Source organism: Streptomyces sp. NPDC044063 (assembly GCF_056434285.1).
This window is the reverse complement of record NZ_JBWKFM010000001.1, coordinates 219,930-245,483: the sequence shown is the minus strand read 5'-3', so window position 1 is coordinate 245,483 and position 25,554 is coordinate 219,930. Positions and strand designations below refer to the sequence as shown.

Below are 25,554 nucleotides of genomic sequence, written 5' to 3'. Positions count from 1 at the left end.
TCCTACGGGTTCGCCACTAGCCCTCCTTGATCCAGAACCACATGTCGAAGGTGCCGCCGCGGCGGTCGTCGCCGCTCGGGAGCCGGACGTCCAGGCCCTGTTGGCTGGTGAAGGCGAGGAAGGAGTCGCCGTCCAGGTGAAGCTGGTGGTCGGCCGACATGATGAAGCTGCCCTTCAGGACGAGGCGTGCCAGCACCTTCGGGTCCATGTTCAGCTCGCGCATACGGCTGAGCACCTTCTTCAGGAAGGCGACGGCCACATCGGTGGGTTTCCAGTTGATGGCGGTGTCGGACGACTCCGTCTCGATCGCCCCTTCCACGGTGAACATCTGGAACCCGGCCACCTTCACCCCCCAGACGTCCTGATCCGCGGAGGTGAGGGGGTAGGGCAGCTCCACCGTGACCGCGCAGGTCGCCCGGCTCACCGTGTCCGGGTCCAGCGGTCGGTCCACGTCGACGACGATCTTCTGGCCGAGAGAGCTCAGAGTAACGGTGGCATTGTTGTGCAGGAGGTCGAAGCCGCCCCCCGCCACGTTCGTCACATGGACGCCCTTCTGCTGCGGCAGTCCGGCCGGTCGCCGGCACAGCGTGTCGATGGCTTCCTGGACGGTGGCGGCGGACGCCAGATCGGGGCAGCTGTTGTTGGGCGTGTAGGACGTGCGCTCGGCGGTGAGGAGGGAGGCGTTGAAGAACACGGGCAGCCCGACCGTACCGTCCCCGTCGTCCAGCAGGTCGGCCCGCAGCGTCTGGGTGTCCACGCCCAGCCGCAGCTCCCAGGAGACGGTGGCCAGGCCGAGTCCGTTGGTCACGGCGACGCCCTTGTCGTCCACACCCCCCACACGCCCCTCCCCCGGCCGCACGGTGAAACGGACCCGGGCGCCCGGGACGGGCAGGCCGCCGTTGGAGACGCCGACGACGATCGGTTCGGGGAGTTCGACGAGGTCCGGAGTGCCGCTCTGGAGGGGCAGCACGGTCTGGCCGTCCCCGCTGACGGCGCGGAGGGTGACCAGCTGGGTGAGGTCGGGGAAGAGTTCGCGGCAGTCGTGCGGGTCCTTCCACTTGGTGCCGTCGAAGGTGACCACCCCGAGCTTGGCGAACCGGTGCCGGATGCCCTTCGGCTCCTGTGGCAGCGGTGTGGTGCCGTCGGGGCTCCGGGGCCAGAGGATGTCGGCGAGGTGGGTTCTGGCGGGGATGAGCCAGTGGTCGCCGGTGCGGTAACGGGTGGTCGCGAACCTGACCTGGACGCCGGATTCCAGCGCGATCCAGCCGTCGCCGGTCCCGGGCGGGGTCACCGGTTGCTCCGCCGCCTCCCACCGGCGCACCCGGGGCCGGAGGGGGAAGTCGCCGACGTCGATCCCGGTCGGGTCCTCCAGGGTGAGGCGGTTGCCGGCGACCTCGGTGAGGCGGACCAGCTCACCCGGCCGACCGAGCAGCTCGCGGGTGTCGTCGGTCAGTTCGACCCACATGCCGGCGGTGAAGCCGAGGACCTCGTCCCGGCCGGGCCCGGCCACGGTGATGGCCCCCTTGGCGTCCGGTCCCGCCACCCAGGTGGCCGCGGTGGAGGCGTTGTCCCGGGCCCAGAGGAAGGTGGTGTCGGCGGCCGCGCCGCCGCGGTGGATCTCGACGCGGTAGTGCTGGTTCTCGATGCCGCGGAATCCGCCGCCGGCGGGCACGATGCAGGGGTCTCCGGCGGTGTCCTGGGCGGGCTCGGCCCTGGCCTCCAGGCGGCCCGTCGAGGCGGCGGTGAGCGCCTGCCACTCGGGGGTGTCGGCGGTGCAGTCGACGCGGGTGGTCAGGTCGCCGAGCTGGAGCAGTTTGACCTGCCACACCGTTTTGACGCGCGTGGTCGAGTCGGGGCCGCCGAGCGCGACTTCCCGTACCGTCGCCTCCTCCAGGGCGGTGCGGTGCAGGTCCCACACATGCAGGTAGACGAGGTAGCGGCTGGCGGGCGGGGTGGGGCCGGGGACGTCCGTGCCGTTCGTGAGGCGGATGATCGGCGCGTGGGGCGGCAGGTCCTGCTGGGCCCAGACGTCCGTGCCCTCGGGCGGCCCGTCGCATTCCACGAGGACGCCGTCGACGTAGTAGCGGCCGTTCGAGACGCGCAGGCCGGTGCCGTCCGTGGTGAGGGCGAAGGCGGCCGCCGCGGCGGGCCCGCCGGCCGGGCCGACGAGGTGGGCGGTGGTCGCGGTGCGCAGGTGGTCGTGGATGTCCTGCTGTTCGTTCCAGTCGGCGTCGAGGTCCACCCGGCCCTGCTGGCGGAACACCTGGCGGAAGTGCTTGGTCGCGTCGAACGTCGAGCGGCTGGTGTCGGCTTTCACTGCTGGCTCCTGGGAGTGACGATCAAGGGTGCGGCTTCGAGTCCGAACGGCAGGTACTCGTCCAGTGCCCGGGTCAGGTTGGCCAGCCGCTGGGGCCGCTGGACGACGCCGAACGCGCCGATCTCGACCCCCTGCTCGGCGCCCGTGAGCAACTCGTCGGGGCTGTCGGGGACGAGGTAGGCGTAGCCGAAGTGACCGAATTCGGTGGACAGGAAGCGGGGTACGAGCCGGGAGCTCACCACCTCGTCGTGGGTCGGTGGCGCGGCCTGCGCCACGGTGTCCGGCTGGCACCGGTACCGGCGGGGGGTGCGGGAGCCGCGCGGTACGTAGCTGAACCGTACGCATCCGGCCTGGCCGCGTTCGATGTCCACCTGGGCGGTGAAGAGGGTGTCGGAGGCGAAGAGTTTGCGGCCCACCGTGGCGCCGAGGACCGTGCTGCGTTCGATGGTGACGTCGGTGCCCGGCGTGTCGAGCGCGCGGCCCCCCGCCGCCTGGACGACGGAGTCGTCGACCTGGAGTCCTCGCACCGTGGCGGGCAGGGTGACGGGTCCGGTGATGGAGCGGTGGACCTCCACGGTCAGCTCCGGGTTGCCGGACTCCACGCGCAGCCCGCCGGCCATGGGCACGAGGCTGCTGTCGCGGACGACGAGCCGGCCGAGGCCACCGGACGCGGCGGCCCTCACCCGTACGTCGCCGTCGATGAGCAGCCCGCTGATCAGCAGCTCGCCGGGCCCGGCGCCGGCGGTCGCGGTGCCGGTCACCTCGACGGTGCCCGCGACGCACGGCCGCAGCCCGGCCAACTCGATGTGGCCGGCCCGTCGCTCCTTCTTGTCGGGCGGTGCGCCCGGGACCGGGAGCAACGGCCACTGTGCGGCGAGGACGGCCAGTTTGCCGCCCGGCCCGACGCGGATGCCCGCGCCCTCGGTGAGGGGGTCGGTGTACCGGTGGTTGTCCATCACCGTGATCACTCCGAACGTCCCGGGGTGCTCGTCCTGCCACGCGTTCCACGCGGCGACCGCGGAGGCCAGGTCGGGGTAAAGGACTTCTTCCGAGCTGTCGCCGGGTTCGGGGGCCCGGACGCCGACCTGCCAGTCGACGGGGCGGTCGAGGACCGCGTCGAGGCTGTCGCGGCGGCTGTAGGAGCCGGCGCCGAGGTCGCCGCCCGCTCCGTAGGCGTGGCTGACGCGCACGCGGTGCGGGCGGTCGCGGAAGGAGATCCGCCCGAGTACGGGGTCGACGAGGACGTGCCCGGCTTCGGCGGGGCGTCGCCAGGTGCTCAGGTCGCAGACGTGGAGGCGTTCTTCCGGTACGGGCTCCAGGGTGTCCGCCGCGTCCTTGGCCGCGTACACCCGGAAGACCGGGTCGACGCCGAAGAAGCGGCCGGTCGGTGCGCGTCCGGTCGACAGGGCCGCGCGCCGTTCCTCCAGTTCGGTGTAGAGGGGCCGGCGGCGCAGGAGTCCGGGCATGTTCTCCTCCTGCGCGACGTGTTCGATGTCGCTCTCGCTCGCGGGCCGGACGAACAGGGGGCGGTCGGCGCCCAGGGGGTCCACCCGGTAACGGCCGTCGTCCGGGTCGGCCGGCCGGGGGGTGACACGCTCGAGCCGGTACGAGCCGATGGGCCAGAGGAACAGGCCGATGTGCGGGATGTTGAACCAGCCCGTCTCTCCGGTGATCGTCCGGATGTCGGCGGTGTGGGCGAAGGTGTCGAAGGGCCCTCCGACCAGTTCGAGGGCGTCGGCGCGGCGCAGGTCGGCGGAGGCCGGGCGCCGCGGCCTGGGGTGGTTGACGTGCTGGGTGGTGGAGAGCAGCTCGAAGAACTCGACGGCTTTGGCGGGCCAGCCGGTGGTGTCGCGGGCGAGTTGTTCCAGCATGGCCCTGGTGCCTTTGCGGCAGCGGAAGCGCAGGGTGTTGGCGACCCAGGCCCGGCCGGTGGTGGCCACCGCGCCGGTCACCTGGTGGACGCCGCGTACGCCCAGGAGGTCGCCGATGTAGGGGATGGCCCAGGGGGCGCAGGTCTCGATGAACCAGTTCTCGCCGAGCTGTTCGATGTCGGCGTCGACGACGGCGATCTGTTCCGCCATGAGGTCGAGCAGGGCCCTGACGGCGCCGCCGGTCTCGGCGTCGGTGCGGCGCAGGGCCGCGGGCAGCAGCGCGTAGAGCCGGTCGCCGTCGGCGAGTGCGGCCTTCTGCACGGTGTCCACGGTCATGGCGTGTGCTCCACGAGGTCGGTGAGGTGGATGTCGGCCTCCGTCAGGGTCAGGAGCTGAGCGGGGCCGGCGGGCAGTACGTCGGCGCGGTCCGGTGGGTCCTCGGTGAGGTGGAGGGCGCTCAGGACCGCGCCGCGGACGCCGGGCACGCCCTGGGCGACGGCCAGGACCTCGCCGGCGGCGACGGGCTGGCCGAAGTCCCTGCGGTTGAAGGAGAAGCCGTCGGCCAGGGCCCTCGTGACGGCGATGAGGACGTCGCCGGGCAGGCGGTCGGGGGCGGTGCCGATCCCGAGCGTCACGGAGAAGGGGCGCGGGTCGTAGGAGTCGACGCGCACCTGGTGGTCGGCGTGCCGAGCGGCGTCGATGCCGGCGGCCAGCCGGGCGCGTGTGGGCTGGTCGGCGTCGACGACGAGGCGGACGAACTGCCGTTCCCCGTCCCATTCGGCGCCGGCCCTGGCCTTGCGGACGCCGGAGAAGGAGCGGGCGAAGTCCTCGTGGTCGCGCAGCGACACGATCCGGTCCAGGGTGAGGACGGTGGCGGGTGCGCTGCGGCGTGCCTGGTCCAGCCGTTCGGGGTCCTCGGCGCCGGTGGCGGGGACGGGGTTGATGACGTCCTGGAGTCCGAGGGGCCGGGACAGCAGCAGGCTGATGCGGCCGGCGTCCAGGTCGCCCGCGCGTCCGGTGCCCACCCGGTAGTCGGCGACCACGTTGTCGCGACCGGTGGGCAGGCGGGCGCCGGTGCGTCCGTCGCCGAAGCGCACGGTGACGACGCCGTCGTCGTCGATCCGGGTGGTGAAGACCCTGGCGTCGGGCGGCTGGCCGCGCAGGGTGGCGACCTCCGTCCAGCGCACGCCGTCCACGCGGATGGTGAGCGTGCTGCGGCCGCCGGAGGCGGTGGCGGCCGGTACGTGGGTCAGGGGCCGGCCGAGCAGGGTGAACGAGGGGAAGGGCACGGAGCCGTCGCCGCTGCCCAGGATCTCGGTGCGGCTCTCTCCGTCGGTCGCGGGGGCGACGTTGGCGTTGATCCGCACGGAGTCGGGGACGTAGGCGTGGGTCAGGGCTTCGGTGAGCTCCAGCGAGGCGGGCGGTCCGGTCCGCGTCCTGGAGATGCGGCGTACCTCCGCGACCTCGTCGCCGGTGCCGTCGCGCCGGCCGCGCACCGCCACCAGCCGGCCCGGTGGCGGCAGCCGCGGGACCTGTCCGGCCAGGGTGATCGTGTCGCCGGACAGCGGTGTGGTCAGCGGGTGTTCGGCGGTGGGCAGCGGCTCCGGCTGGGCGTGGACGGTGGTGGTGCGCGGCGAGAACCGCTGGATGTCCGGGCCCGTCAGCACCAGTTTGGTGACCTGGGCCTGGAGGAGGAAGTCGGCGGCCGTCTCCTCGTAGACGTCCTCGACCGTGTAGGCCTGGGCGCGGCCTTCGGCGGCGAGGACCACCCAGCTGCCGGGGACGATGCCGGGGTAGAGGCGGTCGAGCAGGATCTCGGTGGTGCCCGCGGGGAAGGGTGCGTCGGCCCAGCTGTCCTTCCGGTGTGCGTAGGGGCCGGTGACCCAGGTGGGTTCGGGCGGGGGCACGTCGCCGCCGGGCGGGACGGGTGGTTCGGGCGGGTTGGGCACCCACTCCCCCACGCGCAGGGCCACGGGCAGGGTCTCCCACGGCACGGCGTTGTGACCGAAGACGGCCGCTCGGGTGCGCAGGGCGTAGGCCTGCGCCTGCTGGGGCGGGGGGAGGATCGGTCGCAGGGAGTCGGCGGTGACCACGGTGTGGGCGGGGATCGATCCCTCGCGTTCGACCGTGCTCAGGGTCACCACGCGGCTCGCGTCCCAGGCCCTTTTCGTCGGGTTGTCCGTGCCGTCGGCGAGGAGCAGGACGACGTCCCCGGTGGTGAGGCCGGTCGCGGTGCCGTCGAGGTACCAGGTGGTGCTGCCGAGGACGAGGGGAACGGGTGCGGTGGCCGGTACGCGCAGGGCGTTCCATTCGGGGCGGGCTTCGATCTCCTCGTCGGTCTCGAAGGTGCGGGGCAGCTCGTCCTGGCCGGGGATGCTCTGCGCCCGGGTGCCCACGGCGATGCGGACCGAGGGGGGTGTGGTGACGGCGAGGAGGGCGGCGGGGATGTCGACACCGGGTGGGGGTGTGACCCGTTCGGGTTCGGTGAGGGTGAAGGCGAGGGCGGTGCCGGCCGAGACTCCGGGGCGCAGTTCGTAGCCGATGGCACGGGCGAGTTCGAGGACGGACATGCGCTCGGTGGCGGTGCGCAGGAATCCTTCGTCGGCGATGCGTTCCTGGTAGAAGGTGAGCACGTCGAGCATGGAGGCGCAGGCGTCGACGAGCGCGACGAGGGGGTCGCCGTCGTCGCGGGTGGCCAGGCGGCGCAGGACGGCGTCGCCTCCCAGCCGGTCGAGCATGGCGGCCTTGAAGGCGCCGTGGGTGCCGATGCGGTAGGCCAGCGCGTCCAGGCCGGGCGGGTTGGCCGGTGCGCGTACGGGTGCGGGGCCGGTGTCCGGGCAGCCGCAGTCGGTTCCGTTCACATTCCCCCTTCGGCGGTGATGAGCAGCCGGCCGAGCTCGGGCCGGTCGGGGTCGTTGTCGAGGCGGAGGACTTCCAGGTCGCCGGCGGTGACGCGGCCGTCGTCGAGCTCGCCGGCGGGTGGGCGGCCGAAGCGGTGGCAGGCGGTGATCGTCACGAAGGCGACGCCGGCCACGTCCATGGCGGCCCGGTGGATCTCGCTGAGGTAGAGCGTCTGGCCGAAGGTGAAGTTGTCGGGTGAGAAGAAGCCGCGGGTGCCGTTGGCCCTGGGGCGGTTGCCGAAGACGTCCAGGAGTTCCTGCTCGACGTCTCTGCGGAAGTAGCCGGGGCGGACGCAGACACGTAGGTCGAGTTCGAGGGGGACGGGGACGGGTCCGGCCACTTCGAGGTCGTAGCCGGCGATACGGAAGCGTTCGAGGTGGGCTGTGAGGTCGGCGAGGAAGGCGGGGTCCTCGACGACGGCGCCGCCGCCGGTGCGGTCGATGGTCAGGTGGACGGTGTACCAGCTGCCGGTCCACAGGAAGCGTGCCTTGGCGTTCTGCACCTCGCTGTGGCGCCGGGCCACTTCCTCCCAGTCCGCTTCGGTGACCGCGCGTTGTTGGACGCGGAAGGCCTGGGGGGCGAATTCGCGGATCTCCGCCATGGATTCGGGGCGTTGGCCGCCGGTGGCGGGCAGGGGGTTGGTGACGCGGAGGATGCCGGGCAGGTCCCACTCCAGGCGTCGCAGGGTGTCGTGTCCGACGTTGCCCTCGGGGCCGTTGCCGACGCGGTAGACGGCGCGCAGCCTGGTGCCGGCGGTCGGCCGGCGGCCGTGGGCGTCGTCACCGAAGCGCAGGCGTGCGCTGTCGTCGCGTTCGGTCTCGACCACGAAGTCGCGGTCGAAGCGGTCGCTGGCCAGCAGGTCGAGCCGGGCCTTCCAGCGTTCGTCGCCCTCGATGAGATCCACCTGGGGTACGGCGGCGCCGGGCGAGCGCCGGGTGGCATCGGCGGCGGGCAGGGTGCGGGCGCGTTCCTGCGGGTAGGGCTCGGCCTGGCTGACGGGCATGCGGGGCAGCAGGGGCCGGTAGCGTCCGGTGTCGGGTACGGGCGGCAGGTCGCTGGTGACCTCGCGTCCGTGGTCGGCCAGGACGATGTTGCCGCGGGCGACGGCCAGTGTCTGCGCGGGCCGGCCGGGTGCCGTGGCCGCCTTCACCCACAGGGGGAACGTCAGGGCGTCCGCCTGGTGCCAGCGGACGTCGACCACGTCGAGGTTCTCGATGGGATCCTTGCAGCGGACGGCCTCGACCAGCCGCACGACCTGACGATGGGTGGGGTCGGCGTCGGCCGGCAGCCCGGTCCGTCGGCCGGCCGTCTCCTCCAGGAGCAGGAGGTCACCGGGGGCCAGGGGGGTTCCGGTGTGGACGAGGGTGGTGCCGGTGCAGCCGGCGGGCAGGCAGTAGGTCTCGGCACTCCAGGTGTGAATGGGGATCTCGGACCGGTCGGCGTACAGGGTGATGTCGTGCATGGTCTGGAACGTCACGACGTCGTCCAGGGCGTCGGCCCGGTCCGGTGTGAGCGTCGGAGAGTCCTCGCGGCGGCCGAGGAGGACGCGTCTCCCGGCCGGCAGCGGTTTGCCGTCGCTCGCCGAGCCCTTGCCGACCTCGATGCTGATCCAGGTGCGGGCGTTGCAGCCGTCGTGGACGGGGTGGTCGAGCAGGCGTGCGTGACGGCGGGCGGAGATCCTGCTGCGGGCGGTTCCGAGGTAGGCCTCGGTGGCGACGGCGTCCTGGAAGTAGCTGAGCTGGTCGCCGACGTGGGCGAGGAGTTCGACGAGGATGACGACGGCGTCGGCGGGGCTGCGGTCGGTCCAGGTCGGCAGCAGGGTGCCGAGCCGGTCGAGCATGAGGCGGCGGAAGCCCTCGTAGTCCTTGGCCAGATAGTCCAGGACCGGTTCGGTCAGGGGCGCGGGGACGTTCCGCTCGGGTGGGCGGCAGTCGAACTCGGCCAGGCAGGCGATCTTGAACGAGAAGGGGACGGCGGACAGGAGGGGGTCGAAGCCGTCCGGGGGCTCGGTGGTCGCCGGTCCCTTCACCAGGCGCAGGGTGTAGGTGGAGTAGTCACCGGCCCGGTCGGTCCGGACCCGCAGGACGCGGTCGGAGTCCGGCCGGGCGTCCTCGACGGAGATCGAGGTGATCCGCTCGCCGCCCTCGATCACCAGGTGCCGGCTGTCCAGGGGCGGGGCCGGGGCGGGGATGCCGCCGGGCTGCCCGGGCAGGGGATGCACGAAGTGGACGAGGAGGACGCGCTGGTCCCCGGGGTCGAGTTCGAGGTAGTCGATGCCGTTGTGGGTGGTGCTCCCGGCGACCTTCAGCCGCCGTTCCTCGCTGACACAGGTGAAGACGGTGCCGGTGGTCGTGTCGGTCACAGCGACCACCCGAACTCCTCGACGACCCGGCGGTCGGAACCGCGGACGGTGTAGGCGACCAGGACGCGCAGGGTCTCCTGTTCGGCGCCGACCTCCACGGCGCCGACCTCGATGAGGTCGCCGAGCCAGCGCTGGAGTGCGCTGTGCACGGTGAGCTGGGTGGTCGCCGCGAGGGTCTCGTCGGCGGGGGCCAGGACGAGTTGCAGCAGGCCGCTGCCGAAGTCGGGCCGGTTGACGCGTTCGCCGGGCTGGGTGAAGAGCACCTCGCGGACGAGCGAGCGGATGTACTCCTCCCCCGCGACCGCGGTGGTGCGACCGGAGGTGTCGATGCGCAGCGGGGTGGCGATGTGGGTCACTGTCCCGTCACCTTCGTCTGGGTCGAGGCGATCACCGGTGGCCCCTGGGGGATCTGCTCGGCGCTCTGGCACAGGCCCGTGCTGGTGTTGAGCAGGGCCGGGCGCCCGTTGATCAGGACCCGGGTGGCGGGTGCCTGCCATTGGACGCGGACGCAGGGCTGGGGCTTGGTGCCGGCGCCGACGGGGACCTGGAAGGGGCATCCGGCGACGGTGGTGGTGTCGGGGAGGGTGGCGACGGCGGCGCCGCCGGCGAACACCCTGGTGTTCGAGGTGGTGGTCTGGGCGGTGGCGCCGTGCGGGCAGGAGACGGAGGCGCCGACGTGGAGGAGGGTGCCGGGCATCAGGTCACCACCAGGGCGCCTTGGTTGACGGTGACCGTGCGGCCCGTCATGGTGATGCTCGCTCCTTTGCCGTTGCTGAGGGTGATGCCCAGTTCGTTGACGGAGATCAGGGCGCCGGTGGCCGACTTGATGAGGATGCCGCCGGCGGGGCCGGGGGCGTCGGAGATGACCAGGGCGTTCTGCCGGACGGTCTGGAGGACGACGTGCGGTACGCCGGGCGGGGCGGCGAGGGCCATGGCGGGCACCTCGGCGACACTGCCGTACCAGCAGCCGGTCCAGATGGGGTAGTGCGAGTCGCCCTGTTCGTACTCGACCCACACGCCGGCGCCCCGGGTGGGCAGCATCCAGGTGCCGTGCTGCGCGCCGGTGGCGGGGAAGCTGGGCATGGCCCAGGTCGAGGGGCCGGGGCCGGTCACGTCGGGCACCTGGACCAGCAGCCGGCCGGTCTTGAGGGGGTCGATGTCGTTGATGACCGTGCCGCGGTATTTGCCGAAATAGCGTTTGCTCATGGACTGACTGCTCCCGAGGTGGCCACCTGGGCGTTGCGGCTCAGGCTGAACCGTTGCGTGAACTCGCCGGGCTTGAGGGTGCTGGTGACGCTCTTGACGTAGTACTCGCCGTCGTACGCGGGCCCGGCGCCGCGTACGCCGACCAGGCGGCGGGCCTGGAGGAGCCGGCCGTAGCGCAGGACGTCCAGCGACCCCGAGGCGGAGACGACGTTCGCGGACTGGGCGGCCCTGGCCAGCGCCCGAGCGGTGGTCTCGACGATGTCGTACTTGGCGGTGGCGTCGTCGCGTTCGTGGGTCTGCTCGGACGCCGACGCCTTGCGCCCGGCGTTGATCGGCTTGACCGTCAGGGGGAGCGGGATCTTGCGTCCGAGCGGCGGGTTGAGGGGGGTGATGTCCGGCACGGGGACGGAGATGGTCAGGTGGGCGTGCGGCAGGTGTCCGAGGACCACGGGCACGGACTTGGAGATGCCGTCGAAGGAGAAGGACAGCGATTCCACGTTGGTGGCCGCGTCCATGTTCACGCTGAGCGCCGGCTGCGCCTGGCCGGCGCGGATCTCGGGCCCCCAGTAGGCGAGGTTCCGGCCGGGGCGCGGGCCCGGTTCGACGTAGAAGACGTAGCCCGCGTCGTCGGCCAGCTTGGTGACGTACTCGTAGTCGGTCCCCTGCTGGTTGGGGATCCGCTGGAGGGGGTTGGGGGCGAGGAGCAGGACGCTGGGCACGATCTGCGGAACGATCCCGTACATCGCGTACTTGGCGACGATGAAGCCCACGCACAGCTCGGGCGGCATGGCGGGCAGGGGCAGCCAGGACATGTCGACGAGGTCCATCATCTGGGTGACGTCCACGCCGGTGAGGGTGAGGGTGGACTGCCCGGTGTCGTTGGAGGGCACCAGGTCGTGGCGGGTGATCACGCCGTCCATCAGGACCGTCGGTACGCCGTCGACGTGGACGACGAGGATGACCCGGTTGGGCGGGTCGAGGCCGCGGCCGGGCAGCAGCCGGGTGTTGAGCATGCCGTCCTTGGCGAGGGCGAACTTCAGCTGGAAGCCGCTGCGCTGCCCGGCGGCCACGGTGACCTGCGCCTCCAGCAGCGCGTCGACGACCTCGGCGGGCACCGGCTCGACGCGGACGGCGCCGATGAGCAGGGTGAAGGTGATTCCTTTAAGCACCGCCGCCTCCGGGGATGCCCTCGGCCGCCGTCACCCGCAGGACGCGGCCGGGGTAGGCCGTCAGGTCGGCGGGCCGCGGTTCGAGGCCGGTGTCGGCGAGGCGCCAGAAGAGCGTGGGGTCACCGAAGACCTCCGCCGCGAGGGTGTCGATGCGGTCGCCGTCGCGGACGCGGACCCGGCCCACGGTGGCGAGCCGGTCGGGCTGCGGAACGAAGCGGCGCCGCAGGTACACGGTGGAGGTGCCGTCGGGGTTGGTCAGTTCGGCGGTGGGGATGTCGCGGTAGCGGCTGTTGGGCGCGTGGTGGACCGGCGGGGCGGTGGTGACGGAGGCGAGGAAGGCGGCGGGGTCGATACTCATGGCAGGGCTCCGATCCCCAGCGTGTCGATGCCGGCGGAGGCCTGCCGGGCCGCGAGCTGTTCGAGCCGCTGGTGGTGGGTCATGGCCAGACCGCCCGCCCCGCTGGCGAATCCGACGTCGTTGACGGTGGACACGCGCATGCCGAGATGGACCTTGGCCCGCGTCGGGTTGAGCCGGGCGTCGAAGCTCTCCTCCGTGATGGAGAACTCCGTGATGCGCACCGGCGTGATGTGGTCCTTGGACCACACGAAGAGGGTCAGCGGCGCCGGGGTGGGCGCGATCTCCAGCGCCCCGGCGGCGGCCAGCGCGGCCGATCCGCGCACGGCGTCGGCGGACGGGTACACCATCGTCTCCAGGACCGCGAGCTGCGCGCGCAGCCCCACCTCCACCACCGTGGGGTGGGCCTCGGGGAACTCCAACTGGTCGGTGGCGTCGAACTCCGCGTCCAGCGTGATGCTCTGCTGGGGCGGCCCGGTCAGGCGCAGCGCCTCCGCCCGGGCCCCGGCGTCGCCGCCGGCGCCCCGGATCTGGAAGGTGCGGGTGACGGTGTCGGGGTTGTACTGGAGGCTGATCACGCGGCGCACGGCGTTGCTGGTGGCGTCGAGGAGGACGAGGCCACCGCGGACGGTGCGCGGGGAGACCTGGGGGCTCATCGCTTCTTCCTCTTGATCCAGCGCAGGGCATCGATGAGATCGACGCTGCCTTCGATGGGGGTGGGCAGGCCCTGGCGACGCAGTTCCTCGTCGCTGCGGTCCTTGAGGGTGTTGCCCTCGCGGCTCAGCTCACGGCCGACGGCGACGCGGGTGCCGAAGTTGGCGAACGACTTGGCGTCCTCCTCGGAGAAGCCCAGGGAACGGTAGTTCTGGTACCAGCGGAGGGTGAAGGCTTCGGCGGCGGCGCCGGTGCGGGCGTCAATGGTGCCGGCGCCGTGGTCGGTGAACACCTGGCGCAGGGCGGGCCAGTCGACGAGCGGGCGGGTCGACGAGAAGGGCTGCGGTGGGGGCGCGAACACGTCGGGCCTGAGCACGGAAGGCCCCGGTGCCTGGGGCTTCAGATCGGGCAGGGGATCGCGTGGCGCCTCCCGCCCGGGCAGGTGGGGTGGGCGCAGCTGTACGTCCGGCACCGGGGGCAGGGTGCCCGGCGGCAGCGGGAGGCCCACCGGAGGCTTGAGCTCCAGGTGGGGTACGAGGCGGGGGCGGGTGCCCAGGGGCGGGGCGGGTGGGGAGGCGGGCTCGGAGATTTCGGTCAGCCTGATGCCGGCTCTGCGGTTGGCGGCGGGGTCGGGGCCGAATTCATCCGTCGCCCCATGGGCGTGCAGGCGGACGACCGATCCCTCGGGCAGAAGGGGGGAGAGCGCGGCGGCGACCATGGCGGCGCGGTGTGCGGAGAGGTTGAGGTTGTGCTCGGCGGCGCCCTCGCTGCTGGCGTAGCCGTCGATGTCGACCTGGAGGGGCCGGTTGCCTTCGAGGGCGGGCTGCAGGGCCTTCAGGTCCAAGCCGCCGAGCGAGAGCGAGTCGTGCTGGAAGAGCACGCGCGCGTGCTCGGCGGTCGGGCGGGTGCGGACGATGTCGAAGGGCGTGGTCGGTGGCCCGAGGTGCTTGGTCTCGGTCGGTTGGCGTTCCTGGCGTTGCAGGGCGGTGCGGCCGGCCCGGCGTTGTTGCAGGACGTGGACCAGTTCATGAGCGAGCACGTCGTGGTCGGCATCGGAGGCGAGGACCACATGGTCGCCGACGGTGTAGCCGCGGGCGTGCTCCTCGTCGGCGGCATCGGCCGCGGCGGCGTCGTCGTGGACGCGTACCCGGCTCAGGTCGGCGCCGAGCCGCCGCTCGAAGAACAACCGCCGGTCGTCGTCGAGAGGGCGTCCGACGCCGGGGCAGGGGCGGGGACTGTCCGTGTGGGGCACATCGCCGGTCGGTGTGCGGCCGAGGGGGTCGGTGGTGCGCAACGCGGCCTTGGCCGTCCTGTCGGCCTCGTGCTCGGCGCGCCGCCGGCGCGGTGCCGGGCCGTCGCCGGAGCGGTGGGGCAGGTCGCGGGGCATACGGGTGTACGGGGTCACGGTCGCCTCCAGGTGATGTCGCGGGCGACGGCACGGTCGATGCGGCCGCTGAGGAGCCTGGGTTCCCAGCCCGGGCTCAGGACGATGGCCAGGTCGTGCAGGCCGGTGATCACGATCGCGCCGGTACGCAGCCCGGGGCCGCCGGGCAGGTGGACCTCCGTCGTCTCGATCTTCGCCTGGGCCAGATTGGCCCGGTCCTGTCTCACGGTGCCGGGGAGCTCGCCGGTCAGCAGGAGGCTGCTGAGCGCGTCGGGTGCCAGGATCACCTTGCCGGTGACCTTGCCCCGGCCGGCCTCCGCGAGGTCGATGGGGAGGGGACGGGCGCTGCGTGCGGCGAGGTCGAGGGTGATGGCGCGCAGTTCGACCGGGCTGGGCGCCGCGCCGGGCTTGGAGGGGGTGTCGAGGCGGTTGCGCAGCTCGCCTTCGAGGTTGAGCAGGCGCCACAGGCGGATCTGGCGTGCGAGGTCGGCCTGGCGGAGTTCGTCGCGGTCCAGGTGCCACACGGCCAGTGGCAGTTCCAGGGCGCCGCTCGGCCCGGGCATGGGTGGGCCCATCGCCGGGTCGGCCTGGACCGTGGGGAGGTAAAGCGTGAGATCCAGTTCGGACTTGCCGGCGGGGATGTCGAAGCGCACGAGCGCCAGGTAGCCGCCGATGATCTGCCGCTCGATCTCCTGGTAATCGAGCCGTCCGTCAGTGACTTTCAGATCGACGGGCGTGTCGGTGCGGAACCAGCCGGTGGCCGTCTGGTGGATGGTGAATGTGATGGTGCCCTGCAGCGAGTCGAAGACCTGGCGGTAGGGGCCGAGGCGGGTCAGCAGCTCCGTCCACGGCTTGGCCGCGGGCGGCGCGGCCGGTTGCTGGGACAGGTCCAGGCGGAGGGAGGCGTCGTCGACGACCAGTTCGGGGATGGTGACGTGCTCGGCCTTCTGCAGGGTGGCGCGGATTTCGCCGGGCGCCCTGGCGCTGTCGACGGTGACCTCCAGGCCGGCGTCCGCGTTCTCGTAGGAGAGTCCCTTGAGGCCGAGCTCGGTGATCGTGAGCTGGTTCGTGCCGCTGTCGAACCGGGCTCGCTCGGCACGTACTCCGCCCGCCTCGGGCGGCTGCCCGGGGCCGAGGCCGACGAGACGCAGCCGGTGCCGCGGGGTTCCCGGGAAGAGGGCCTGGAGCGCGGTGATGCTGGGGTGGCGCAGGTCGACGACCACTCCCCCGCCGCTGAGGTGGTCGACGTCGATGCGCTCGACGGCCACCCGTGCGGTGGCGTCCGGGAGGATGCCCTCGATCCTGGCGCGCAGCTTGGGCAGCAGCAGGGCGTCCGAGGTGCCGGCGGCGGCTCCCGGGCCGGTGTCCCCGGTGACGTGCAGGTGCAGTTCGGGGATGGTCCAGCCGCCGCCGGGTGCGGTGGGGGCGGCGATGGCCGCTCCCTGGGGCGGCAGCACCAGGCTCGTGCCGCGCAGCGATCCGGTCTCCCCGGGGGCCAGCCACAGCTCCACCGGGCGGCCGGCTCCCCCCGGGTCGGGGGGCAGCAGGGTGGGCAGGGTGACCTTGAGCCCGTCGACCTCGATGACGTCGATGCCGAGCTCTCTGAGGAGGATGCGGCGGATCGGTGAGGCGTCGTGGCCGGCGGCCTTACGTTCGGCGGCGTTGCGCAGTTCCACGCGGAACTTGGCGTGCGGGCGGCGCAGGACGACGCCGCGGCCTCCGCCGATGCTGTCGATGCGCAGCCCGGGCGAGGCGTAGTGGATCCGGTCGACGGTGATGTCGGCGATCTGCAGGCCCGGTTCGGCGCCGGGGCCGAATTCGATGCCGTCGGGGCCGATGGCGACGACGCCGGTGTCCAGTCCGGCGATCCTGACGTGGGCCTGGGCCTCCTGCTCGGGTGTCCGGGCGCCGGGCGGGCCGGGTTCCTCCCCCGCCACGTCGGCGTCGGCCGTTCCCCGGGCGCGCAGGACCACGCGCCCGCCGGAGGCGAAGGCGGCGTGGATCGTGGTGGCCTCGACGGTCGCCCCGAGCCGCAGGTGGTCGGTGAGCTGTCCGTGGAACTCGACCGCCGCCGAGCCGACGTCCAGGCTCCCTTTGTCGATGCCGCGTGTCGCCGACCAGTCCAGGTCGAGCAACCGGATGTCGCGGATCTCCAGCGGCGGATGTCCCGTTCGCCGGGGAGCGTCGGGTCGTCCCAGTTCGAGGATGAGGGAGCCCTGCTGGTAGCGCAGATGCTCGGCGGTGATGGCGGCGATGCCGAGGTGGTCGACATGTACGCGTACGGGCTGCCCGGGGGGCGTGGTGAGGGAGCCGACGGCGTACAGTCCGATCAGTGCGGCGGGGCCCCGTGAGGTGATCTCGGCTCCGTCGGCGGTCCGCCAGCGCAGCTTCTCCACCCGGAGTTCGGGCACCTTCAGCTCGCGGACGGTCCATACGTCGCCGGAGTGGTGCACGGAGGCGCCGACGGTGAGCCGTTTGATCCGGACGCGGCCGCTCCTGGTGCTGAGCACGCCCTGGGTCAGCTGCAGTCCGGTCAGATCGATCCGCTCGCCGCCCTGCTCGGCGTCGGCCCCCGCCTGGACGACGAGGGTGCCGGTCAGCTGTGGTCGTCCCGTCGCGGTGACGCCGGACAGCACGCCCGAACCGCCGCCGAGCGCGCCCAGCGCCACGTCGAAGCGGAGCTGGTCGAGGCCACCGATCTCGAAGCGGCGCGGCGGCTGGTCGTCGGCCCGCGCGGTGCCCAGGCGGAAGACGTAGTCCTTGACGTCGATGTTGAGCAGCGATCCGGAGGTGATCTCGGCGCGGAACGGGGTGCCCGGCGCGTTCCGTTCGAGGAGGAGCCGGTCGGCGCTGACCCGGTCCAGGCGCAGGTGGGGCACCCTGACGATCCAGCCGGGGCCGTCCGTGCCGGCGGTGCGGTGGAGTTCGGCGGTGAGCTCGATCCCGGTGACACGGGTGGTGCCGGTGGAGTGCAGCCAGACGCCGCTGGTGCGGTAGTCGAGGCCGGCCACCGTGGCGGAGGCCACCGTCAGGCGCGGCAGCCGCAGCCCCAGGGCCGGGCCGCCGGGTGTGACGCGCAGGACTTCCAGTTCGCCGGCCAGGCCGTTGACGCCGATCTCGGTGGCCCGGTTGCCCGCCCAGTCGACGACGGCTCCGGTGGCCTTGAGCCGGTCCGCGTGGAAGGTGATGTTCTGCCGCCCGGGTCCGCCGGCCCGGTCGCCGCCGCGGCTGGTCCACGTGGCGCCCACGCCCCCGCCCGTGATCTTCTCCGCCGTGAAGTAGCCGCCGTAGGAGACGTCTTCCGCGGTGAAGGACTCCGCGACGGCCTCGCCCCGCTCCAGGCGGGTCAGCGCGGGCCCGATCAGCAGGTCGGCGCCCACGCCCTGGGCGTGGACGCGGGCCGCCCGGAAACCGAAGAGGCGCTGCAGCTCGTCGCGGGCGTCGTCCAGCTTGCGCCTGTCCCCCGGGCTCAGTGCGTGCTCGCGGGCCTGCTGCTGCGATTTCTCGTAGTCCTCGACCTGCTTGACGAGCGCGCCCAGCCGCTTCCTACGGTCCTCGGGCGTGCCCGGTGGCAGGCTGTCCAGCTGCTTCCGCAGGGATGCGGAGGGCGGGATGTCGCCCCGCTGTTGGATGGCGGTGGCCACGGATTCCTCGGCCCGGAGGGGCAGTACGGCGGGTGCCGTCGTGGCCGTGGACGGGGTGTGGCCGGCGCGCTGGCGGAATTCCGCGATCCGCTCGGGGTCGGTGACGAACACCGACGACAGGGGGGCGGTGTCCGGGCCGAATACCGGTGCGGACACCTCACCCGTCACACCGGAGAGTTCGATCTTCTCCGACTGGACGTCCCCGTCCAGGCCTTCGAGCGCGATGCGTTCGATGTCGAGGACCGCCCCGCCGGTCATCTCGCGTTCGAGGGCGGCCGCCTCGCGGCGTTCCGCCTCGGTGACGGTGCCGGGGTCGCGTACGTATCGGCGCCGCAGCTCGGTCAGCCGGCTCTCGCGCCCCTTGAGCGCTTCGAGTTCCGCTTGTGTCTGTGCGATCCGCCGCTCGAGCGCGCCGCGTGTCGCGGCATCGGCTCGGCGATCGACCGCGCGGGCGAGCCGGCGCCGCAGCACCTCCTGCAAAGATCGCAGGTAGGCGGGCCGGTTGAGCCCGACCCCGAGCAGGACGTTGTCGATACGCGCGGAATGCGCGGTGATCCCGGAGCCGTAGGCGATACCCGCGAACTCGACGCTGCCGAGAGTCACCCGGAGTCCGCGCAGCGAGAAGGCCGAGCGGGCCGCCTGCTGGGTCTTTCCCACGGTCCGGACGAGCTCGATGACGGTCGACACGAGTGGCCCGACGATGGGGATGGGCAGGGCGTAGTCGCTTCCGGGCGCCGTGGGGAGGGGCTCGTCCATGCCGGTCTCGCTCCGGAGGAGGCCGAGTGTGTGCACGGCGAGACGCGCGATGCCCACCAGCAGGTCGTCCCCGGTGATCAGCAGGTCGGTGATCTCGGCCTGGGAGAGGGTGAGGCTCACCGCGTCCGGCCGGTCGTCGCGACGCGGCGGGAACTTCGCCACTCCGGACAGCCCGGTCAGAACGATCCGGTTGCCGCGCAGGGCGCTTCCGGAGGAGATCTGATTGAGCGACGTCACTTCGAGGCGGGGCAGGCTGAAGGTCAGCAGTCCCGTGGGCGGGTCGTAGAGCAGCGTGAGCTGGTTGCTTCCTTCGGCCGACGCTGCCGTGGGGCCCGGGCCGCCGGTCCGCTCCTTCTCAGGACCGGCCAGGACGGCGGGGCCGAGTGACCCGCCGAGCAGGTCCTGGACCGCGCCGAGGTCCAGTTTCTCGACGCCGACGCCGTGTTTCCCGGCCCGCAGGCTTCTGCCCAGCGTGCTCAGTGCGCGCAGCTTCACCCACAACCAGCCGCCCACCCGCCGGATCACGCCCCACAAATCCTGCGGGGCCTCTTCCAGGGGCAGCCGTTCCGCTTCGTAGCGCGTGCGGTGCGGTTCGGCGTAGAGCTTGAACGCCTCCACCATGGGCTTCAGATCCTCGACCGCGAACGCCCGGGTCTCGCGCGACCGGTCGAAGACGAACCGCCGCAGGCCGAGCTCGATGGCCAGGCGTACGAGCGTCCGCAGTTCCGCCGCCCGTGGGCCTGCCCAGAGCCTGTTGTCCCGCAGCCGCTCCTGGATCCGGTCGCGTTCCTGTCCGTGCCGGTCAGCGAAGAGGTGGACCCCGCTCGCGTGCCGCATCTCCACGGTCATCGCGTCGACCATGGCGCCCCACTGACCACTGGCCTCCAGCTCCCGCCGGTCGGCCTCGGGGAGCAGCCGGACCAGTTGGAAGGCGATGAACGCCTCGTGGGCGGAGACCGACCACGAGGAGAAGAGGATGCCGATGATGGGGACCTGGTGCCAGAAGTTGCGTCTGATCAGGTCGTTGACCTGCCTCCGGTTGTGCTCGGGGTCGCGGAGCGCGGCGATGCGGCGGACGAGGGTCAGGTTGTCGATGTCGAAGAGGAAACGGTCGGGCAGGGCCACCAGGATTCCGCTGAGCAGGCCGAGCTGGTCGAGGCGGAGCACCACCGCGCGCCGCACCTCGTCCCGGCGGGCCTCGGGGACGTGCTCCCCCACCCCGTTGACGCGCAGCAGCAGTCCGGGCGCGCGGGCCTCGTCGATCCCCTCGCGGGTCGCCGCCAGGACACGTTCCCAGGCGGCGCGGCCCGCGTCGTCGGCGAGGGCGCCGGAGACGCGGGAGGCCACGTCGGCCAGCCGGCCGTCCGGGCCGCGCTCGACGACGATGCCCTCGTAGTCGCCACCGCGTCGTTCCTCGGGGATGTGGTCCTCCAGCCGGCGGAACCATAGCCCGTTGTCCAGCCGTCGCCAGCGTTCCTGGTCCGCCGGTGGCAGCCGTCTGACGATCTGGTAGGCCAGCCATGCCTCGCCGGCGCTGATGCCGCCCAGGCCGAAGATGCCGTGGAGGAAGCCGTAGGAGAGGAGTTCACGCAGCCGTGCGAGGTTGGCGGCGACCGGACGGTGGCGGACGACCTCCAGCAGGACCTTGCCGTACGAGTCCTTCTCGCTCCGCTCCCCCTCCGGCAGCCCGTCGACGATGCGCTCGACGACGCCGCCGTGCTCCAGCTGTTCCACGACCTCGCCCAGGCGCGGTGACAGCGGCCGGTCGCTCGGGGCGCGCTCGCCGTCGGCGGGTCCGGGCAGCAGGTCGCGCAGCAGGTCCAGGGCCTCGTGGACGGCCTGCCGGCCGGAGCCGCGCATACGGTCGCGGACGGCGGAGGCGATCTTCTTCAGCCTCTCGTCGCCGCTGGGTCCCGGCCGCCCCTCCAGGCGCTCCGGCTCCTCGGCGGCCCGGGCCTTCCTCCGGCGTTCCCCCTGTGCCTCGTCCAGGACCGGGGCCTGCATGATCTCCAGCACCTGGGCGCGTGCGGAGCCTTGGAGGAGCTCGGTGAACGTGCTGCCGGGCAGCTCGCGCAGCACCTCCACGATGGTGGCGCGCTCGGCGGGGGGCGCCTGCTCCAGGTTCATGCCGTCGAACAGGTGCCGGTCCAGGCGGCGCCTGTCGTCGGCGGGCATCGCGCCGTACCAGGCGAGCACGGACTGCTGGTGCCGGCGGCGGTGGCCGTCGCTCAGCTGCTCGGCCAGCCGTGCGAGGTACGGGGTGCCGACCGCGCGGGCGATCGCGGTGGAGGTGGCGAACTGGTACTGGTCCAGGACGAGCAGGACGTACGAGACGTCGGCGTCGTCGATCCCGGTGAGCCAGCCGCCCCTCAGCCGGGCCCGGATGACCGTGATCTCGCGGGCGTAGGTGTCGAGGACCTGGGCCCCGATGTCGGCTGCCGCCGCCCCGTCCGGGAGTGCCGCGGTCGCCGCGGTGAGTTCGCGGCCCTCGGCGAAGTCGGCCGCGGCGCGGGCCGCTTCGGCCTCGGCGTCGACGAGGGTGGCGACGGCGGCGAGGTGCCGGCGGGCGTGGCGCTGGGCCAGGTGGGCGGCCTCGTGCGCGAGGAGTGCGCGGCCGGCGGGGGTGGCGGGGTCGTAGCGGTCGGGGTGCAGCCAGATCACGCCGTCGGCCATCAGGCCGCGGGCGCCGCGCGGCGCGGTCCGGCGCGCGGCCTCCTCGTCCACCACGACCTTGGCGGCGGCGAAGCGGAAGCCGAGCTGTCCGGCGAGTCTGGCGAGCAGGTGCGCGGTGCGGTCGGCGCGCGCGCTGTCGGCGTCGACGATGCGCGGGTGGATGCGTGTTCCCGGTCGCCGCCGCCGGTCCGGGGTGAGGGACGCTCCGCGTTCGGGCACGAGCCGGTTGCGGCGGGTGCCCAGGGAGGTGGGGGACGCGGCCGCGGTGCCGGGGCGGTTCGTCGTCCGTTTCGCCGGGCCGCTCATCGCAGCCCTTCGTAGACGGTACGGGCCAGGCGCTCGGCCAGCGCCTCGGTGCTCGCCGTCGGGCCGGAGGCCAGGGTGAGGGGCCGCTCCGGGGCGGTGAGCCCGCCGGTGGACCAGCTCGGCGGCACGCCGCGGTCGTACAGCAGCCGGGCGAACGCCGCCTCGAACGCCGGGCCCAGCAGGTCCGGCCGCGCCACCTCCACACCGTGCACGGCGATCTCGCCGATGCGCAGCTCCACGTCCGCGTCCCCGTCGTTCACGCCCATCCCCCGGCCTCCACGGCGGTGATCGGCCGGTCGAGCTTGGCGTACTCGCCGCGCGCCGCGCGCAGGACGTGGCCCATGGTGACCGGCTCGTCGGCGTCGGCGGCGAGGAAGGCGGCCTGGAGGGCGATGTTGCGGATGCTGCCGCCGGTGACGTTGAGCTGCGCCAGCCGTTCGGGGTCCAGGCCTCTGGTGGGCACCTCCGGGGGGAAGACCACGCGCCAGATGTCGGCCCGCTGGGCGGGGTCGGGGAAGGGGAAGTGCACGACGAACCGCAGCCGGCGCAGGAACGCGTGGTCGAGCGCGGAGCGGGTGTTGGTCGTGAGGACGGCGAGGCCGCGGTAGCACTCCATGCGCTGCAGGAGGTAGCTGACCTCGATGTTGGCGTAGCGGTCATGGCTGTCGCGGACCTCGGTGCGTTTGCCGAAGAGGGCGTCGGCCTCGTCGAAGAGCAGCACCGCGCCGCCCTTGTCCGCGGCGTCGAAGACGGCCCGCAGGTTCTTCTCCGTCTCGCCGATGTACTTGCTGACCACGGCGGACAGGTCGATGCGGTAGAGGTCGAGGTCGAGTTCCCCGGCGATCACCTCGGCGGCGAGCGTCTTGCCGGTGCCCGACGGGCCGGAGAACATCGCGCTCACGCCGAGCCCGCGCCGGGAGAGCCGGTCGAACCCCCACTCGTGGTGGACCTTGGCCCGGCCCCGCACCTGGGCGGCGATGTCGCGCAGGGTCGCGTACTGGTCGGCGGGCAGCCGCAGTTCGGACCAGCGTGCCCGGGGCTCGATGCGCTGGGCCAGGTCGCCCAGGCGCGATCGCGAGCGGGCCTGGCACAGTCGCCACAGGGACGCGGCGGAGGGCGCCATGCTGTCGGCGGCCGCGTCGGCGATGTCGGCGTATCCCACGTCGAACTGTGTGGTCGCCTCGTCGACGTGACGGGCCAGCCGGTCGTCCGAGCGGATCTCGTCGTCGAGCACCGCCCGCCACAGCTGCCGCTGCTCCGCCCGCGGCGGCCGCCCCACGGCGATCGGGGCCGCCGCGCCCGGCACGGGCACGGGGTCGGCCGCGGCCAGCACGACGGGCACGTCGACGCGGGCGGTCAGTGCCGCCACCGCCTGCCGCTCCAGCGGACCGCCGTCCGGGCAGTCGATGATCAGCACGGCGCCGTCGAGCAGCGCCTCGCGCTCCCACAGCCGCGCGAACGTCTCCCGCTCCACCACTCCCGGCGGCAGCTCCGCCGCGCTCACCGAGTACACCGGCAGCCCGTCGGCGGCCTCCGCCACCACCACGCCGAGGTCGCGTGGCTCCGGGCCGTGAAGGACCACAGCGGGCACCGGCCCCGTCCGGGGCGCGGCCCATACCGCGCGCACCTGGTCGGCGACGGACACCAGGCTGGCGGGCAACGGCAGCGCGGGGCGGCGCACCGGCACCAGGTACGGCTGGAGGCGGCGGTCGAGCCGGGACACCCCGAGCAGGCTGTGCAGCACCCGCTCGTCGATCTGCAAGGGGGCGTCCACGAGCCGGCCCTCGCCCACGTCGACGAGGCGGCCGGAGCGCAGCGGCCCGTCCGGTGTGATGGCGCTCCAGTGCGGCTCGTCGAGGGCGGCGAGGGCGAGTCCGAAGGTCGGATGGTCGTGGGCCCCGCCGTTGGCCAGGGAGCACACCGCCCGGATGCCGGGGTCGAGTTCGTCGGCGGCGGTCAGCAGCAGTACGTCCCGCTCGAACGCGGTGAGCCGGTACGCCCACGCGAGGGCGTCCAGCGCGGACCTGCCGGGCAGGGCGGCGGCCGCCTCCTCGCACGCCTGCCGCGCCTCGGCCGGCTCCGGGTCGTCGTCCGCGATCAGGCCGGCGTACCGGCGCAGCCTGGTCTCCATCCCGGTGACCGCCGCCGCCAGCCACCGGTGATTGGCCCGCGCCCACTCGCCGTTCACAGTGTGACCTTCGGCAGGGCGTAGCGGCCGGACCCGTCCTTGGCGAGCGGGCTCTCCGCGCCGTCGACCGACAGCCGTACGACGTAGTCGCCGCGCGGGACGCGGGCGAACGGGAAGGCGATCGTCGCCGTCTCCCCCGCCCCGGGTGGCACCCCGTTGTCGGGAGGGGCCGCGAGCGCGATGCTGCGTGCCCGCCGCCCGGCGGTCGGGGTCACCTCGTTGAGCAGCAGGGTGACCCGCTGCCGCGCGGTGACCGGCGGGTTGAGGGCGATGTCGACGCGGCCCGTGCCCACCTGCACGTCGCCGGCGGTCCCGGTGCTCGTCACCCGCGCCTCCACTGTGGCGATGGCCGGGGCCAGGACGAAGGCCATGGAGTTCGACGGGTAGGCGGCGTGCGCGGTCTCCGGGTGGCCGAGCGCCACGTTCATCCGTACCTGGGCCGCGACGACGCCCGCGCGCAGCGGTGGCATCACCTCCGCCAGGCGCACGGTGATCGTCCCCGGGGTGATCTCCTCGGCGACCGTCAGGGGGTGCTCGGCCTCTCCCAGCAGGAGGACACCGTCGGTGGCGAAGTCGCGGCCGCGCAGGACGACGGTGCTGCCGGCGGTGATCGGGGCGCCGCCCGCGGCGTTCTCGACGGCGTCGAGCACCGGGGGCAGCTGGGCGAGGCCCCGCGAGGACACGCCGCCGTCGGCGACGGGCAGCGCGGGCCGGCGCGGGCGTTGGCTGTCGATGAGCACCGCGCGGGCCGTGTAGCTGGCCGTGGGCCGGTAGTGCGCCTGCAGCGCGGACCACACCTTCGACATCTCCTCGGCCGTCATGACGGTGGGGGTGAGCCGGATGGTCTCCACCTGCTCGGCCAGGCCGGATTCGCGCAGCACCGGCGGCAGCGTCGGGTCGGGGGTGCCCGGGTTGAGCGCCTCCCTGATGAGCGGCCGGGTGAGCAGCGGCTCGTCGTGCAGGGCCCGCAGGGCGTGCCCGAGCACGATCTCGCCGATGTACATGTCCGCTCCGTAGGCGGTGAGCAGGTAGTGGAGGTCGAGGGCGAGGGGGTGGGCGTCGACGCCGGCGCCCGTGGAGTCGGTGGAGGGCAGACCGGTGTTGCGCAGGGCCTGGTTGGGGGTGACCTGGTGGAGGAAGACATTGAGCTGGGTCGGTTCCCCGCTGCCCACGGGGATGCGGTCCGGTGGCAGCGCGCTCACCGTCACGTCGCCCACGGCGCCGGACAGGCCGGCGGCGGTGAGGTGGTGGTTGAGCCGGTTGCGCAGGACCGCGGTGACGGCGGCGAGGGCGTACCCGTTGCTCACGCGCCACCTCCCAGACCCGCCAGGTAGTCCTCCAGGGAGGGCACGGTGGAGGGCCGCGCCGGCGCGGGCGCGTAGGCCACCGGGGGTACGGGACGCGGCGTGGCGCGGACGTCCACGCGGCCGACGGAGACGGTGATGACGGGAGGACGGGGCTGGGGAGCGGGGTCGCGGGGTGCCTCGGGTGCGGGGGTGAGGTGCGCCATGACCGGCCTGTCGGCCGTGGGGCGGCGGTCCGGGGTGGAGGGGTGGGGCTCCTTCAGACGGGTGACGACGCGGGCGGGGGCGCGTGTCGGCTGCTGGCCGTCGGTGTCGGGGGGTGGTGGCGCCGTGTGGGCGGGTGGCGTGGCTGGGGGGTCGGGGGTGGCGGCGGGACGGACCGGTTCCGGCGTCGACGGCGGGCTCAGGTGTACGGGGGCGGGCGCCTCGGCGGGGCGGTTGGTGACGGGGAGGGGAGGGCCCAC

At 73.2% G+C, this 25,554-nt stretch carries 16 protein-coding genes; all 16 read right to left on the bottom strand.

Annotation, left to right across the window (positions count from 1 at the left end; genetic code table 11):
- Window positions 1-16: 16 nt before the first annotated feature.
- From AC07BS_RS01015 to AC07BS_RS00940, 16 genes are read right to left on the bottom strand one after another with little or no spacing between them, the layout of a single operon-like run.
- The gene (locus AC07BS_RS01015; RefSeq protein WP_478929172.1) at window positions 17-2,317 is read right to left on the bottom strand and encodes a DUF6519 domain-containing protein; all 2,301 of its coding nucleotides are present in this window, start codon (window positions 2,315-2,317) and stop codon (window positions 17-19) included.
- Window positions 2,314-4,524 carry a hypothetical protein gene (locus AC07BS_RS01010; RefSeq protein ID WP_478929170.1) on the bottom strand — a complete coding sequence of 737 codons (2,211 nt, stop codon included), beginning with the start codon at window positions 4,522-4,524 and terminating at the stop codon, window positions 2,314-2,316. The genes AC07BS_RS01015 and AC07BS_RS01010 overlap by 4 nt, the downstream gene beginning before the upstream one ends.
- Window positions 4,521-7,049, bottom strand: coding sequence for a putative baseplate assembly protein (locus tag AC07BS_RS01005; protein WP_478929168.1), 2,529 nt, complete (start codon window positions 7,047-7,049; stop codon window positions 4,521-4,523). Before AC07BS_RS01005 ends, AC07BS_RS01010 begins: the two co-directional genes overlap by 4 nt.
- Window positions 7,046-9,451 carry a putative baseplate assembly protein gene (locus tag AC07BS_RS01000; RefSeq protein WP_478929166.1) on the bottom strand — a complete coding sequence of 802 codons (2,406 nt, stop codon included), beginning with the start codon at window positions 9,449-9,451 and terminating at the stop codon, window positions 7,046-7,048. Before AC07BS_RS01000 ends, AC07BS_RS01005 begins: the two co-directional genes overlap by 4 nt.
- On the bottom strand, window positions 9,448-9,807 hold the full coding sequence (locus tag AC07BS_RS00995; protein ID WP_478638899.1) for a GPW/gp25 family protein: 360 nt from the start codon (window positions 9,805-9,807) through the stop codon (window positions 9,448-9,450). The genes AC07BS_RS01000 and AC07BS_RS00995 overlap by 4 nt, the downstream gene beginning before the upstream one ends.
- A complete protein-coding gene (locus tag AC07BS_RS00990) occupies window positions 9,804-10,148 on the bottom strand; it encodes a hypothetical protein (RefSeq protein ID WP_478638902.1) in 345 nt (114 codons plus the stop codon). Before AC07BS_RS00990 ends, AC07BS_RS00995 begins: the two co-directional genes overlap by 4 nt.
- Entirely contained in the window at window positions 10,148-10,657 is a 510-nt protein-coding gene (locus AC07BS_RS00985) for a phage baseplate assembly protein V (RefSeq protein WP_478638905.1), read from the bottom strand. The genes AC07BS_RS00990 and AC07BS_RS00985 overlap by 1 nt, the downstream gene beginning before the upstream one ends.
- A complete protein-coding gene (locus AC07BS_RS00980; protein ID WP_478929163.1) occupies window positions 10,654-11,826 on the bottom strand; it encodes a hypothetical protein in 1,173 nt (390 codons plus the stop codon). Before AC07BS_RS00980 ends, AC07BS_RS00985 begins: the two co-directional genes overlap by 4 nt.
- A complete protein-coding gene (locus AC07BS_RS00975) occupies window positions 11,819-12,184 on the bottom strand; it encodes a hypothetical protein (RefSeq protein ID WP_478929161.1) in 366 nt (121 codons plus the stop codon). Before AC07BS_RS00975 ends, AC07BS_RS00980 begins: the two co-directional genes overlap by 8 nt.
- Window positions 12,181-12,837 (bottom strand): hypothetical protein, encoded by a 657-nt coding sequence (locus AC07BS_RS00970; RefSeq protein ID WP_478638914.1) that lies wholly within the window; start codon window positions 12,835-12,837, stop codon window positions 12,181-12,183. The genes AC07BS_RS00975 and AC07BS_RS00970 overlap by 4 nt, the downstream gene beginning before the upstream one ends.
- Complete coding sequence (locus AC07BS_RS00965; RefSeq protein ID WP_478929159.1) at window positions 12,834-14,240, bottom strand: eCIS core domain-containing protein; 1,407 nt, start codon at window positions 14,238-14,240, stop codon at window positions 12,834-12,836. Before AC07BS_RS00965 ends, AC07BS_RS00970 begins: the two co-directional genes overlap by 4 nt.
- Window positions 14,237-21,598: an eCIS core domain-containing protein gene (locus tag AC07BS_RS00960; protein ID WP_478929157.1), complete on the bottom strand. Its 7,362-nt coding sequence runs from the start codon at window positions 21,596-21,598 to the stop codon at window positions 14,237-14,239. Before AC07BS_RS00960 ends, AC07BS_RS00965 begins: the two co-directional genes overlap by 4 nt.
- On the bottom strand, window positions 21,595-21,864 hold the full coding sequence (locus AC07BS_RS00955) for a hypothetical protein (RefSeq protein ID WP_478638921.1): 270 nt from the start codon (window positions 21,862-21,864) through the stop codon (window positions 21,595-21,597). Before AC07BS_RS00955 ends, AC07BS_RS00960 begins: the two co-directional genes overlap by 4 nt.
- Window positions 21,855-23,786, bottom strand: a complete 1,932-nt coding sequence (locus tag AC07BS_RS00950; protein ID WP_478929155.1) for an ATP-binding protein — start codon at window positions 23,784-23,786, stop codon at window positions 21,855-21,857. Before AC07BS_RS00950 ends, AC07BS_RS00955 begins: the two co-directional genes overlap by 10 nt.
- Window positions 23,783-25,093, bottom strand: coding sequence for a Pvc16 family protein (locus AC07BS_RS00945; RefSeq protein WP_478929154.1), 1,311 nt, complete (start codon window positions 25,091-25,093; stop codon window positions 23,783-23,785). Before AC07BS_RS00945 ends, AC07BS_RS00950 begins: the two co-directional genes overlap by 4 nt.
- Complete coding sequence (locus AC07BS_RS00940) at window positions 25,090-25,554, bottom strand: hypothetical protein (protein ID WP_478929152.1); 465 nt, start codon at window positions 25,552-25,554, stop codon at window positions 25,090-25,092. The genes AC07BS_RS00945 and AC07BS_RS00940 overlap by 4 nt, the downstream gene beginning before the upstream one ends.